This is a genomic window from Thalassospira indica (assembly GCF_003403095.1).
GTDB classification, from domain to species: domain Bacteria; phylum Pseudomonadota; class Alphaproteobacteria; order Rhodospirillales; family Thalassospiraceae; genus Thalassospira; species Thalassospira indica.
Window position 1 is genome coordinate 480,926 of sequence record NZ_CP031555.1, and the last position, 14,175, is coordinate 495,100.

General features: G+C 56.0%; 13 protein-coding genes and 1 riboswitch. Of the genes, 6 read left to right on the top strand and 7 right to left on the bottom strand.

Going from position 1 to position 14,175, the window contains the following annotated elements:
- Positions 1 to 10: 10 nt before the first annotated feature.
- The gene (locus tag DY252_RS02310) at positions 11 to 1,078 is read left to right on the top strand and encodes a FecCD family ABC transporter permease (protein WP_231959674.1); all 1,068 of its coding nucleotides are present in this window, start codon (positions 11 to 13) and stop codon (positions 1,076 to 1,078) included.
- Complete coding sequence (locus tag DY252_RS02315) at positions 1,075 to 1,899, top strand: heme ABC transporter ATP-binding protein (protein ID WP_129542664.1); 825 nt, start codon at positions 1,075 to 1,077, stop codon at positions 1,897 to 1,899. The genes DY252_RS02310 and DY252_RS02315 overlap by 4 nt, the downstream gene beginning before the upstream one ends.
- A gap of 13 nt (positions 1,900 to 1,912) precedes the next feature.
- On the opposite strand, the gene gcvA is transcribed toward DY252_RS02315, so the two are convergent.
- Positions 1,913 to 2,845, bottom strand: coding sequence for a transcriptional regulator GcvA (gcvA, locus tag DY252_RS02320; RefSeq protein WP_064787811.1), 933 nt, complete (start codon positions 2,843 to 2,845; stop codon positions 1,913 to 1,915).
- A 279-nt stretch (positions 2,846 to 3,124) separates the two neighbouring features.
- Here gcvA and DY252_RS02325 point away from each other — a divergent pair, with 279 nt between their 5' ends.
- The 3 genes from DY252_RS02325 to amaB all read left to right on the top strand — a co-directional run bounded on the left by DY252_RS02325 (position 3,125) and on the right by amaB (position 7,236).
- Positions 3,125 to 4,312, top strand: coding sequence for an NAD(P)/FAD-dependent oxidoreductase (locus tag DY252_RS02325; protein WP_064787810.1), 1,188 nt, complete (start codon positions 3,125 to 3,127; stop codon positions 4,310 to 4,312).
- A gap of 31 nt (positions 4,313 to 4,343) precedes the next feature.
- Positions 4,344 to 5,669, top strand: coding sequence for an aspartate aminotransferase family protein (locus DY252_RS02330; protein WP_082923359.1), 1,326 nt, complete (start codon positions 4,344 to 4,346; stop codon positions 5,667 to 5,669).
- Positions 5,670 to 5,736: 67 nt separating this feature from the next.
- Complete coding sequence (gene amaB / locus DY252_RS02335) at positions 5,737 to 7,236, top strand: L-piperidine-6-carboxylate dehydrogenase (RefSeq protein WP_064787809.1); 1,500 nt, start codon at positions 5,737 to 5,739, stop codon at positions 7,234 to 7,236.
- A 133-nt stretch (positions 7,237 to 7,369) separates the two neighbouring features.
- On the opposite strand, the gene DY252_RS02340 is transcribed toward amaB, so the two are convergent.
- From DY252_RS02340 to DY252_RS02360, 5 genes are all read right to left on the bottom strand, one after another.
- Positions 7,370 to 7,975 carry a superoxide dismutase gene (locus DY252_RS02340; protein ID WP_008888603.1) on the bottom strand — a complete coding sequence of 202 codons (606 nt, stop codon included), beginning with the start codon at positions 7,973 to 7,975 and terminating at the stop codon, positions 7,370 to 7,372.
- 298 nt (positions 7,976 to 8,273) lie between these two features.
- Positions 8,274 to 8,579 carry a hypothetical protein gene (locus tag DY252_RS02345; RefSeq protein ID WP_008888602.1) on the bottom strand — a complete coding sequence of 102 codons (306 nt, stop codon included), beginning with the start codon at positions 8,577 to 8,579 and terminating at the stop codon, positions 8,274 to 8,276.
- Positions 8,580 to 8,758: 179 nt separating this feature from the next.
- Positions 8,759 to 9,406, bottom strand: a complete 648-nt coding sequence (gene thiE / locus DY252_RS02350; RefSeq protein ID WP_064787808.1) for a thiamine phosphate synthase — start codon at positions 9,404 to 9,406, stop codon at positions 8,759 to 8,761.
- The gene (gene thiM, locus DY252_RS02355) at positions 9,403 to 10,212 is read right to left on the bottom strand and encodes a hydroxyethylthiazole kinase (protein ID WP_064787807.1); all 810 of its coding nucleotides are present in this window, start codon (positions 10,210 to 10,212) and stop codon (positions 9,403 to 9,405) included. Before thiM ends, thiE begins: the two co-directional genes overlap by 4 nt.
- 70 nt (positions 10,213 to 10,282) lie before the next feature.
- A riboswitch (TPP riboswitch) is annotated at positions 10,283 to 10,389 on the bottom strand.
- Positions 10,390 to 10,506: 117 nt separating this feature from the next.
- Positions 10,507 to 12,870 (bottom strand): Tex family protein, encoded by a 2,364-nt coding sequence (locus DY252_RS02360; RefSeq protein ID WP_064787806.1) that lies wholly within the window; start codon positions 12,868 to 12,870, stop codon positions 10,507 to 10,509.
- 245 nt (positions 12,871 to 13,115) lie between these two features.
- Between DY252_RS02360 and DY252_RS22220 the strand changes: the two genes are divergently transcribed.
- Positions 13,116 to 13,379, top strand: coding sequence for a DUF1674 domain-containing protein (locus tag DY252_RS22220; protein ID WP_064787805.1), 264 nt, complete (start codon positions 13,116 to 13,118; stop codon positions 13,377 to 13,379).
- A gap of 83 nt (positions 13,380 to 13,462) precedes the next feature.
- On the opposite strand, the gene rpe is transcribed toward DY252_RS22220, so the two are convergent.
- Complete coding sequence (gene rpe, locus DY252_RS02370) at positions 13,463 to 14,128, bottom strand: ribulose-phosphate 3-epimerase (RefSeq protein WP_064787804.1); 666 nt, start codon at positions 14,126 to 14,128, stop codon at positions 13,463 to 13,465.
- Positions 14,129 to 14,175: the final 47 nt, after the last annotated feature.

The following is a 14,175-nucleotide window of genomic DNA, read 5'->3' on the forward strand; positions in this document are numbered from 1 at the left end:
TGTGAAACAGATGGTTGCAGCCCTGCAAATGCAGCTACCGGTCAGCCGATCGGCACTGTTTTTGATCCTTTTGATGGTCGGGCTCTGTGCTGCCACCATTGTGTCGCTTGGTATGGGCGGGGTCGAGATTTCGGTTGGGGATGTGTTTGTTCATCTTGGGCAACGCATCGGCGCAACCGAGGTCGGCATTGACGCCTTTGACGCCCGTATCCTTGATAGTTTGCGGCTACCACGCATCCTGCGGGCGATTGTCATTGGGGCCGGGTTGGGACTTGCCGGTGCCGTAATGCAAAGCCTGTTTCGCAATCCGATTGCCGATCCCGGGATCATTGGTGTTTCGGCCAGTGCCGCCTTTGGGGCTGTGACGATGATTGTCGCAGGTCACCTGATACTGGGCAGTTACTATGCGGCCTTTGGGCCATATGGCGTGCCGGTTGCGGCCTTTGGTGGTGCGGCTTTGGCGACTGTTGTGATCAGCGTTTTGTCACGTCAGGATGGCCGTACCGATGCGGCGATCATGTTGCTGATTGGTGTGGCAATCAATGCCATCTCCTTTGCCGGTGTGGGTGTCTTTACCTACATGGCCGACGACGCCCAGTTGCGCAGCCTGACCTTCTGGCAGATGGGCGCGCTTTCGGGTAATGGTGCGACTGATCTGCCCGCCTTGATCGTGATGGTACTTGGGGTTGTTTACCTAGTCCGGCTTGGAACCCCACTTAATCTGTTTTTGCTGGGCGAGGCCGAAGCACGCCATCTGGGGGTTGAGGTCGAACATCTGAAACGTCGCGCCACGGTGATCACAGCCCTTGTCGTCGGGGCGGCGGTGGCGGTTTCGGGGATTATCGGGTTCGTCGGGTTGGTGGCACCACATTTGGTGCGTTTGGCAACCGGGCCGGATAACCGTTACGTCCTGCCAGCATCAGCGATGGGCGGGGCGATTATTCTGACTGCGGCAGACGCGGTGGCACGAATCATCGTCCTTCCGGCCGAACTGCCCATCGGGCTTGTCACCGGCATTGTCGGTGGCCCGTTTTTCTTAGGGTTGCTGATTGTTGAAAAGAAAAGGCGTCGCCTATGACCCTTATGGCGCATAAGGCTGATTTCAAGGCGCGTGGGCGTTACCTGCTGCGTGATGTATCGATTACAGTCGAGCCGGGCGAAGTTCTGGCCATCCTTGGTCCGAACGGGGCGGGGAAGTCCACCTTGCTCAAGGTTTTGGCGGGTGAACTTGCGACAAGTGGTGGCAAGGTCTTTCAGAATGGCCGACCCCTTTCGACCATTTCGGCCCTTGATCTGGCGCAGGAACGCGCAGTAATGCCACAGGCCGCCTCGATGACCTTTCCGTTCACGGTGTTTGATGTTGTCGCACTGGGTCGTGCGCCATTTCGCAAGGTTTCAACGCGCCAGTTTGATCAAAAACAAGTTATTCGTGCGATCAAGCTTGCTGATATCACCCATCTGGCGGATCGGACCTATCCGGCCTTGTCAGGTGGAGAAAAACAGCGCGTTCATCTGGCACGTGCGCTGGTTCAGCTTTGGGGCATGACGGATGCCAACCTAACCCAGGTGGCAAGCGATGGCTCAATATCTGCTGCGCGGTTTTTGCTGTTGGATGAACCGACGGCGGGTCTTGATGTGGCGCATCAACATGCGGTCTTATCCCTTGCTCGGCGTGAGGCGAAGGAATGCGGTGTTGGTGTTCTGATGATCCTGCATGACTTCAATCAGGTCCTGACCTATGCCGATCAGGTCGCTGTCCTTAGCGCAGGCGAAGTCGTCGCACAGGGATCGGTATCAGACGTCATGACACCGGACTTGCTGTCATCAGTTTTCAAAAGCCGGATCCGGTCAATTAATGACCCGGCGGGTGGAGTCATTTTGATCAGTCAATCTGCCTGACTTCAGGCGGATATCAGGCAGCGGTGCCCGACGGGATGGGGCGGTCATCCTGTTCGGTGCGACAGGTTGCAATCAGCCAGTCGCGAAATGCGCGGACCGCAAAGTTATTTTCCTTTTCCTTGGGATAAACCACGTAATAGGCATGCTGGTTGGGGATGGAGACATCAAAGGGTGCGACCAGACGCCCGCTTTCAAGTTCTTCACGCACCAGAAATTCCGGCAAAAGTGCCAGCCCAAGGCCTGCGACAGCGGCCTGAATGACCATATGGAAATGCTCAAACCGGGGGCCAGCCAGTTCATCGACCACGGCAACGCCGGTGGCCGCAAGCCAGTCCTGCCAAGCACGCGGACGGGTGGAATGTTGCAACAAAGTACAGTTGCGCACGCGTTCGCGGGCAATCGGCAGATCGTCATTTTCCTTAAGCAGCTTGGGCGCACAGACCGCAATCAGGGTTTCCCCCATCAAACGGTGGGTCACGCAGCCCGGCAGGTTGTCTTCGCCAAAGTGAATGGCGATGTCGATACCCTCGCGGTCGAAATTAAACTCCCGCGTCTGGGTAATAAGATTGAGCTGAATGTCCGGCCAGGTTGCCTTGAAATCACCAAGGCGCGGCACAAGCCAGCGCGCGCCAAAGGTCGGCAGGGTCCCGACATTGAGCATTCCGCCTGCATCGGAATAAGCCATGACCTGAAGCGTGGCGGCTTCGGCCCGATCAAGAAGGTCGCGAACCTGTGCGGCATAGGCTTCACCGGCCGCGGTCAGTTTCAGGCGTTTCTTCACACGGCGAAAAAGATCCCGTCCCAGATATTCCTCAAGCGCACGGATCTGACGGCTGATTGCGCTTTGAGTGACATTGAGCTCCTCTGCCGCGCGGGTGAAAGACAGATGACGGGCCGAACTTTCAAAGAATTGCAAGGCGGTAAGGGATGGCAGGACGCGGCGCATGGGTAAAACCAGTTCATAACAAAACGGAATGATATGGTGCGAATATATCGTTTGTTTGCTTTTCATCCAAGACATAGGATTTTAAATGGTTCTACGCCCCCTCGCGCCACCCTATCAGGTGCTTGGGCTGAAAGGCCGGCGCGCTGGAATGCTGTTACTTTGGAATTTTTTGGAAGGATAGATTCCTTTCATTCGGGTGACGGTACCCAGCGCAGCATTGCAAAACACCGGACCTTCAAGGGCCGGACGACCACAAATTGCATCGGGTAGAAGGCAAGAATGGGTTCTGTTGACGAAAATTATGATGTGATCATCGTCGGTGGTGCCGTGATCGGCAGTTCCATCGCATGGCATTTGACAGGCCGAGATGATTTCAACGGCCGGGTTCTGGTGATCGAAAAAGACTCGACCTATGAGTTTTGTTCGACCGCGCTTTCAGCCGCGTCGATCCGACAGCAGTTCTCGACTCCGATCAATATTGAAATGTCGGCCTATGGCATTCAGTTCCTGCGCAACCTGAAACGCGATCTTGACCCGGATGTCGATATTGCCTTGCATGAAAAGGGTTATCTCATTCTGGCCACTGATCAGGGCCGCGATATCCTGCGTCAGAACCATGCAACGCAAACCGAATTTGGTGGTGACATCGTCTGGATGGAGCCCGATGACCTTGCCGCGAAATATCCGTGGATGAACACATCGGATCTGGCGGCCGGTTGCTGGGGACGCACGGGCGAAGGCTGGTTTGATGCCTATTGCCTGATGCAGTCATTTCGCAAACAGGCACGTCGCCTTGGTGCTGATTACATTGACGGCGAAGTCGTCGAGGTCATGCGGGATGGTGATCAGGTTACGGGTGTGGTTCTTAAGGACGGTCGTCGTTTTGGCTGTGGCCAGCTTGTGAATGCCGCGGGCACCGGCGGATCAAAGGTTGCACGGATGGCCGGCCTTGAAATTCCGGTCGAGCCACGCAAACGCTGCATCTTTGTATTCAATTGCCGGGACGCGGAAGACATCAGTGCATCCTGCCCGATGCTGATTGATCCAAGTGGTCTGTATGTCCGCCCGGAAGGCGAGTTCTTTATTACCGGCATCGCACCGCCCAAGGATCGTGATCCGGAATGCTGGGATTTTGACGTCGATCACAGCCTGTTTGACGACATCATCTGGCCCGGCCTGTATGAGCGGTGTGAGCGGTTTGAGGCGATCAAGGTCGTTAATGCCTGGGCGGGTCATTATTCCTATAACCTGCTGGATCAGAACGCGATTTTGGGCCGTCACACGGACGTCAAAAACTTCATCTTTGCCAACGGGTTCTCGGGCCATGGCCTGCAACAAAGCCCGGCGGTCGGTCGTGGTATTGCCGAACTGATTGCAACAAACGGCTATGAAACCCTTGATCTGTCGGTGTTTGGCTATGAGCGCATTCGCGACAACGCGCCGGTGCTTGAACTGAACGTTATCTAAACCATCAACAAAAAGGTCGGAGCAGCCCCACATGCCCCGTGACGAAAACACCAAACCAGCCCAAGACAGCACGCAGATGCGCGAGCGCGCAATCGCGTCGGTATCGGCCGGGGTGCGCAATGTGCATCCGGTCTATCTTGATCGCGCGCTCAATGCCGAGGCATGGGATGTCGATGGCAAACGCTATATCGATTTCATCGGCGGGATCGGTGTTTTGACTGTCGGGCATCGCAACCCGGTTGTGATGGACCGCGTTGCCGCCCAGTGCGAACGATTTACCCACAGCTGCTATAATGCGTTGCCACACGAACCCTACGTCGCGGTGACCGAATGGCTGGCTGAAAACTGCCCGATTGAAGGTCCGGCAAAATCCATGCTGACCAATTCTGGGGCAGAGGCGATGGAAAATGCGCTGAAGCTTGCGCGCGCCTTTACCGGTCGCACGGGTGTGATTGCGTTTGAGGGCGGCTTTCATGGTCGAACCTTGGCCACCCTGGCACTGACGGGTAAAACCAAACCCTATAAGACCGGGCTTGGCCCGTTGCCGGGACCGGTTTGGCATCTGCCATTTCCTTGCCCGGAAACCGGTGTATCGGTTGATGATGCAATGGCCGCCATTGCCAAACTGTTTGCCGTTTCCGCAGATCCGGCATCGGTCGGGGCTGTAGTGATTGAACTGGTGCAGGGCGAAGGTGGTTTTCGTGCCGCCGATGGTGAATTCCTGACCGCGCTACGCCATATGTGTGACGAAAACGGCATGGTTTTGATTGCCGATGAAATTCAGTCCGGCTTTGCCCGGACGGGCAAGATGTTTGCCGTTGAGCATGCCGGGGTTTCGCCCGATATCCTTGTTATGGGCAAGGGCATTGGCGGGGGCTTTCCGCTGGCCGCCATCACCGGTGCCGAGGATGTCATGAATGCGCTGGCCCCGGGTGGGCTTGGCGGTACTTATTCCGGCAATCCGGTGGCGTGCGCGGCAGCAACCGGCGTGTTTGAGGTTCTGAAAACCGACAAGCTTACCGCCCGTGCCAAGCAGCTTGGTGAAAAATACGCCACCCATATCGCATGGTTGCGCGATCTGCCCGGTGGGCATGTGATTGGCAACATGCGCGGGATTGGCGCTATGCGTGCCTTTGAATTGATTGCAGATAACGGCAAACCGTCACCCAAACGTCTGCAATGCTTGTTGCAACTGGCCCGTGATAACGGGCTATTGTTAATGCCAAGCGGTGAACACGCAAATGTGGTGCGCCTGCTGGCACCTTTGACTATTCCGTTTGATCAGGTTGATGAGGCCTTTGCCATCATCGCCAAGCTGCTGCCCAAGGTGGCAGAGATTAAAAGCGACGCCCTCTAGGGATCGAACAGAGATCGAATTTGCCGGTGATCCACGCCGGAAAGTTTAAAACGAAGGGAGTTTTACTGTGAGCTACAAATCCATTCTGACCGAACTTGGTCTGTCCGAAGCAGAGATTGCCAATGGCACCCTCAGTGTCCAGACCCCGGTTGACGGTTCGGAATTCGCAAGTGTCACCGAAACCACCCCGGCCGAGATGACCGATGTTATCGGCAACGCCAAAAAGGCATTTGGCGCATGGCGTCAGGTTCCCGGTCCGCGTCGTGGCGAACTGGTCCGTCTTCTGGGTGAAGAACTGCGCGCAGCCAAGGAACCACTGGGCCGTCTGGTGTCGCTTGAATGCGGCAAGATCTATCAGGAAGGTCTTGGCGAAGTTCAGGAAATGATCGACATCTGCGACTTCGCAGTTGGTCTGTCGCGCCAGCTTTACGGTCTGACCATCGCGTCCGAACGCCCGGGCCACAAAATGATGGAAAACTGGCATCCGCTGGGTGTTGTTGGCCTGATTACCGCGTTCAACTTCCCGGTCGCACCGTGGGCATGGAACACAGCGCTTGCACTGGCTTGCGGCAATGCCGTGATCTGGAAACCGTCGGAAAAAACCCCGGTTACTGCCCTTGCCTGCCAGAAGATCCTCGAAAAGGCGATTGCCAAATTCGGTGATGCACCGGCCAACCTGCATCAGGTTGTTGTCGGTGATCGTGAAATCGGTGAAATCATGACCGACAGCCGCGACGTCGCGCTGATTTCAGCCACCGGTTCTACCCGCATGGGCCGCGAAGTTGCCCCGCGTGTTGCCGAACGCTTTGGCCGTACCATTCTTGAACTTGGCGGGAACAATGCCATGATCGTGACCCCGTCGGCGGATCTGGATATGACCGTTCGTGCGGTTGTGTTCTCCGCTGTTGGCACCTGTGGTCAGCGTTGCACGTCGCTTCGTCGCCTGATCGTTCACAAGGACGTTAAGGATCAGCTTCTTCCGAAAATCATTGCGGCTTACAAGTCGGTGAAAATTGGCGATCCGCTGGCCGATGGTGTTCTGGTTGGTCCGCTGATCGACGAAGAAGCCTTTGCCAACATGCAGGCCGCACTTGCCAATGCCAAGAAAGACGGTGGCACCGTGCATGGTGGCGAACGTACCCTGGAATCGGAATATCCGAACGCGTTTTATGTCACCCCGTCGGTGGTTGAAATGCCGGGCCAGACCGAGACCGTGCGCCACGAAACCTTCGCACCGATCCTGTATGTGATGACCTACGAGACGCTTGAAGAAGCCATCGCGCTTCAGAATGACGTCCCGCAGGGTCTGTCGTCGTGCATCTTCTCGACCGATCTGCGCGAAACCGAACTGTTCCTGTCCTCGGTTGGGTCCGATTGCGGTATCGCCAACGTCAATATCGGTCCGTCCGGTGCGGAAATCGGTGGTGCCTTCGGTGGTGAAAAAGAAACCGGTGGCGGTCGTGAATCCGGTTCAGACGCATGGAAAGGCTACATGCGCCGCGCAACCAACACCATCAACTACTCCCGTGAGCTGCCGCTGGCTCAGGGCATCAAATTCGATATCTGATCACGCGTCTGATTATGTTCGATCCAAACCCCGCCGGTTCGCTGGCGGGGTTTTTCTTTGTTTGTGTTGCGCGCACAAAAAAGCGGCCCCCGAAGGGGCCGCTTTTGTAATTCAGTCTCAAAGCGTCGGCTGATTAGCCAGCTTTGGAGAAGCGCTCTGCGACATATTCCCAGTTAACCAGGCTGTCGAGGAAGGCTTTGACATAGTCCGGACGCGCGTTGCGGTAATCGATGTAGTAGGAGTGTTCCCAAACATCACAACCGAGCAGCGGGGTCTGACCGTGAACAAGCGGGTTTTCCGCGTTCGGGGTCTTGGTGACAACCAGTTTACCGGACTTGTCCATCGCAAGCCAGCACCAGCCAGAACCGAACTGGGTTACGCCAGCCTGAATGAAGGCTTCTTTGAAGGCATCGACAGAGCCGAAATCTTCAACGATTTTCTTTTCGAGTTCACCCGGGATGGCGCCGCCGCCATTGCCCTTCATCATCTGCCAGAACTCAATGTGGTTCCAGTGCTGAGCAGCGTTGTTGAACAGGCCTGCTTTGGAAGCGTCGCCGTAAGATGCAACAACAACTTCTTCAAGCGACTTGCCTTCAAGGCCCGAACCTTCGAGCAGCTTGTTGCCGTTCACAACATAGGCGTTGTGATGTTTGTCATGGTGAAACTCAAGGGTTTCAGCAGACATGACCGGCGCAAGCGCGTCATATGCATACGGAAGTGCTGGGAGTTCAAATGCCATGATACAGTTCCTCGACTTTCATTATTAATCTGTGCGGTAACGCAACATATCCCTTTTTTCGCCGTCGATAAAAGTGAAAATCCCGTGCAACATCTTGGAAACCTTTGTTGCAGGGCCGACTGGCGCATCCGGGTCGTTACACCCGTGCTACTTTATCTAGCACGCACGAGCGTTTATGCAACGCATCGCCACATTACCTTTGAATGGTTCGATATATGATGAACATTCAGGCCATCAAAACGTTCCCGGATTTTCCGGAAAAAATTGAACGGTTTGGGTCGTGGCGCAGGCGGGATGCCTATTCTTTGTAGAGTCCTACCATCTTCTGGCTTTCGTCGCCATTTGTCAGTGTGACATCGTAGTCCCCGCGTTCAAGCGACGAGATGTCAATTTTGCACGGGAACCGGACGCAATCGCGCCTGATGGCGATGGTGCCATCCGGGTGGCGCAGGGTCACTTCACCCCGGACCATTTCGGAATGGATGGTAACGCTGTCGGTGGTCGGTTTGGGTGCGACCTTGATTGCAGCCAGCCCGGCTGTCGTGATCGTCATAAGCCCAATCAGGGCAATGGCAACCGGCTTACTACGCAGAGATCTCAGCATGGCTTCCTCGCGCGGTTGTTCTTGGTTGATGCCTGCTAACTTGCGCTACGAAGCCGAAAAATTAACGGCGCAAATGGGGCATTTCCGTGCCGGTCATTGTTATTTGGGCGCAACAGCCATGCGTTTTGCGCCCCATAACAGCCCTGATCATTGCAAATCTGAACCGCGAAAGCCCAAGGTTACTGCGACAGATAAGCCCGCGCTGATTTAAGTTTTTTAGCGATATATGCGGTGGTCTGTTCGGGATCAGTCTGCCCACAAATCGCCGAGACAACGGCAATACCGTTCGCACCGCTTTCAAGAACCGGCAGGGCGTGTTCACCCTTAAGCCCGCCAATCGCAACCGATGGCAGGCCGACCATCCGCACCAGTTTTTCAAGCCCGTCAAATCCGATTGCCGGTTTATGGTCGGGCTTGGTCGCGGTGGCAAATATCGGGCCGATGCCGACATAATCGACAATCGTGTGGTCCACCTTTTGCGCGACATCTTCGCTTTCAATCGACAGGCCGATGATTTTGTCCGGGCCAAGGCGGTCGCGGGCAATTTGCGATGGCAGATCATCCTGACCGACATGCAGGCCATGTGCGCCAATGGCAATGGCGGCATCAATGTCGTCATTCACGATCAGTGGTATGTTGGTGCCTTCCATCGCCTTCATCAATTCCCGACCAACGCGAATGAGGCCCTCGGTCCCGGCCTTTTTATCGCGCAGCTGAATGAGGGTGGCACCGCCTGCAATCGCGGCCATCGTGGTTTCCACCATCGAATGGTCGCGACACAGATCGGTATCAAGCACGAGATAAAGCGATAGATCAAACGACTTCATTGAACATTGACCCGAAGGTTCTTGGCATAAGTCGCGCCATCAAGGCGATGCAGGCCATCGATAAAGGCGGTCATGAAGGATGCTGGGCCGTTTGCCGTTTTGGCGGCGATTTCACCCGCCACGGCAAAATTGCCAAGGGCGGCAATGGTGGCTTCAAACGCCCGATCGGGTGCAACCGCAAGATAGGCGCCAACAAGTGCGGTCAGCGAACAGCCTGTGGCGGTGATTTTCGGCATCAGGTCCGATCCACCGGCAATGCGCACGGATCGTTTGCCATCAGTGACAAAATCAACCTCACCCGTAACCGCAACAATGGCACCTTGTGCGATGGCAAGGCCGCGTGCGGCTTCTTCGGCCTGCTCAACCGGATCGCCGCTATCGACACCCTGACCGGCACTTTGACCGCCGCCAAGTGCAATGATTTCCGATGCGTTGCCGCGAATGACGCTGGGTTTGAGTTTCAAAAGCTCTGCCACGGCATCGCGGCGATACCCGGTGGCAAAATGCGCCACTGGATCAAGTACCCAGGGCTTGCCAGCTTTATTGGCCGCCTTGGCCGCGGCAATCATGCCTTCAACCCAGTTGGGCGAAAGAGTGCCGATATTGACCGTGAGAGCCCCGGCAATCGCGGCAAATTCACCGGATTCTTCAGGCGTGTGAACCATCGCGGGTGAGGCGCCAGCGGCCAGTAAAACATTGGCGGCGTAGTTCATCGCAACATAATTGGTGATGCACTGAATCAACGGATTGGTGGCACGCATGCGTTCAAAAAGCTCAGTCGCGGTCTGGGAAATTTCGGTCGTCATGTCGAGGCTCCACTGCAGAAACTTTGCGTATGGAGACCCAGTTCGAAGTCGGAAAGATGGAAAACGTCGTAATCCGCGTTCGCACCGTCCCTACGCCAGTATGAACTGGATCAGGTTCAAAGGGTCACTGCGCGGCAGTTTCTCAGCCCCCTTGTCGGGGCTCCCCTTGGTGAGTGCTCAACATGGGTTTTAAACCGTCTTCTGTCAATTCATCCGATCGGCATGATTGGGCAAAAGAAAAACGGCGGAATAGTATATGCCATCCCGCCGTTTCGAAGACTTTTTTTTGATAGGTTACTTGCGACGTTCCATCGCGGCCTTGAGTGCGGCGGCCATTGCACCGCCATCGCCGCCAGCGTTACCAGGGGCATTGCCACGGCTTTGGCCGCTCTGATGGCGCGGGCCTGATGAATGCTGCGGACGGTTGCCGCGCGGTGCATCGCCGCGATTGTCGGCGCGTTTTTCACGCGTGCCTTCGTAATCCGGTGCAGATTTCATCGAAAGCCCGATACGTTTACGCGGCGCGTCGACTTCCATAACAGTGACCGACACGATCTGGCCTGCCTTGACCACCTGGCGGGGATCTTCGACAAACTTGTCGGCCAGCTGCGAGATATGGACAAGGCCATCCTGATGCACGCCGATATCAACGAACGCGCCGAAATTGGTGACGTTGGTGACGGTACCTTCAAGCTTCATGCCGGTACGCAGATCCTTGATCTCGTTGACACCTTCGGTGAATTTGGCGGTCTTGAATTCCGGGCGCGGGTCACGGCCGGGCTTATCAAGCTCGGCGATGATGTCGCGGATGGTCGGGACACCAAATGTGTCATCGGCAAAATCTTCGGGGCGGAGTGTCTTGATAAAGGCCGAATCGCCGATCAGTTCTGCCAACGGCTTGGCGGCCTTGGCGCTGATCTTTTCGACCAGCGGATAGGCTTCCGGGTGCACAGCCGATGCATCAAGCGGATTGTTGGCGCCGCGAATACGCAAGAAGCCCGCGCACTGCTCGAACGCCTTTGGTCCAAGACGCTCGACCTTTTTAAGATCCGCACGCGACTGGAACGCCCCATTGGAGTCGCGATAACCAACGATATTGCGCGCCAGCGTTTCGGTCAGGCCAGCCACACGGGTCAGAAGCGGGATGGAGGCGGTGTTAAGGTCAACCCCGACACCGTTCACGCAATCCTCAACCACGGCATCAAGCGACCGGGCCAGTTTGGTTTCCGATACGTCATGCTGATACTGGCCGACACCGATGGATTTCGGTTCAATCTTCACCAGTTCTGCCAGCGGGTCTTGCAGGCGGCGTGCGATGGAGGCTGCACCACGAAGCGAAACATCAAGGTCGGGGAATTCTTCGGCTGCGAACTGCGATGCGGAATAAACCGAAGCACCGGCTTCGTTGACGATGACCTTGGTGGCCTTAAGCGCCGGGAAGCGTTTAAGCATCTGACCGGCAAGTTCGTCGGTTTCACGTGAAAAGGTTCCATTGCCAATCGCGATCAGTTCGATCTGATGGCGGGCCGCCAGTGCAGCCATGGTGTTGATCGCGCCTTCGGCGTCATTGCGCGGCTGGAAAGGATAAACCGTTGCGGTATCGACCAGCTTGCCGGTGGCATCAACCACTGCAATTTTGACCCCGGTACGCACACCCGGATCAAGACCCATGGTCGCCTTTTGCCCGGCGGGGGCCGCCAGCAACAGGTCTTTCAGGTTATCGGCAAAGACCTTGATCGCACCTTCCTCGGCAGAGTCACGAAGCGTGCCAAACAGATCCAGCTCAATCGACAGCGACAGTTTGACGCGCCAGGTCCAGCGCACGGTATCCATCAGCCACTTATCCGCTGCCTGGCCCTTGTCAGCAATACCGACATGGGCGGCAATCATCATCTCGGCCCGACCCGGCTGGCTGCGCGGACGGTCTTCGTCTTCTTTGCCAAGGGTCAGTTTCAGTTGCAGGATATCTTCGTTGCGACCCCGGAAAAGCGCCAGTGCACGGTGCGACGGGCAGGTTTTGATTTTTTCGGAATGTTCGAAATAGTCCGAGAATTTTGCACCTTCGGCCTGTTTGCCCTCGATCACCGATGCGGTGATTTCACCTTCGTTCCACAGATGGTCACGCAGTTTGGCAACAAGGTCGGCATCCTCGGCAAAGCGTTCCATCAGGATCTGGCGCGCGCCATCAAGGGCGGCCTTGGTGTCTTCGATGCCTTTTTCGGCATCGACAAATTTGGCCGCCTCGGTTTCCGGATCCAGCGTCGGGTCGTTAAACAGGCTATCTGCCAGCGGCTCCAGCCCGGCCTCGCGGGCAATCTGGGCCTTGGTGCGGCGCTTTTTCTTGTAAGGCAGGTAAAGATCTTCAAGGCGAGTCTTGGTGTCTGCCTCGTTGATTGCGGCCTCAAGTTCCGGCGTCAGTTTTTCCTGTTCGCGGATGCTCTCAAGCACGGATGCGCGGCGTTCTTCAAGCTCGGTCAGATAGCGCAGGCGTTCTTCCAGCGTACGAAGTTGGGTGTCATCAAGCCCACCGGTTTTTTCCTTGCGGTAACGGGCGATGAACGGAACGGTGGAGCCTTCATTGAGCATCTCGATGGTGGCAATGACCTGTTCCGGGCGAACCGAAAGTTCTTCGGCGATACGCTGGGGAATTGGACGCATGGTTTCTCCTTGTTTTGCTCGTATGCTTGGAATAGCGGCTTTGAGCGTGCCGGGAAAGACTCTGTTTTCCCAAATTTTTGTCGACATCCACATCAGGATTCCCTGTTTGATTCCAAAGGCCTGAAATCATTTGGGTTTGTCGACACTTGGCCCCGAAGCCAAGCGGACTTGCCGATCACGGTTGGGGACGTTATTTCTTTGGCAAATGTGATTTACCGGGCCGTGCCCAAAGCAGGAGAAGACGAATGGCCGGAAAGTTCCGCGAAACCGTCATCCATGAAGTACCCAAGGAAAAGGCAGAGCCGCAGGCCGAAACAAATACGGCATCTGACGAGATTGCGGGAGCAGAAGCCGCACCACAATTGTCTCAGGACGCGATTAATGCGCTTGCCGAAGCCAAGGCTGCAAAGGAAGCTGCAGCGAAGGCCCGCGAAATCGGCGGACCCAAAGGTCCGGAGCCGACCCGCTTTGGCGATTGGGAAAACAAGGGCCGCTGCATTGATTTCTGAGTGCAGGGTGTGAGACAGATATAAGAAAGGCCGGAGCGATATGCACCGGCCTTTCTTGTTTGGGCGATCAACGCTGTCGCAGATTATGCACCGCGGATGGCCTTGATGTTGTTGGCATATTCAGACGGTCCGCCTTTGAAGGTGGCGGAACCTGCAACCAGCACGTTCGCACCGGCTTTGATCACCTGTGGGGCGATTTCCGGGTTTACGCCACCATCGACTTCAAGGTCGATATCACGGCCGGTGGCATCAATCATCTTGCGGATGCGTTTGATTTTCTCAAGTTGGCTTGGAATGAATTTCTGGCCGCCAAAGCCCGGGTTCACGGTCATGACCAGAACCAGATCAACCATGTCCATGACATATTCAATGACACTTTCCGGGGTCGACGGGTTGAGCGAGACACCGGCTTTTTTGCCCAGTGACTTGATCAATTGAAGCGAGCGATGCAGGTGCGGGCCGGCTTCGGCGTGGATGGTGATGATGTCAGAACCGGCATTGGCGAATGCCTCGATATAAGGATCGACCGGTGCGATCATCAGATGCACATCAAACACCTTGTCACTGTGCGGGCGCAGCGCCTTGACCACATCCGGGCCAATGGTGATGTTTGGTACATAGTGACCATCCATCACATCGATATGGATATAGTCAGCACCGGCTTCGTCAACAGCGCGGACATCAACGCCAAGCTGGGCGAAATCCGCCGAAAGGATCGAAGGTGCAATTTTAATATTTGACGTGGTCATGCGTCACAGGTCCTGAAGCAATGCGGGATATGGGAAATGCGCGGCCT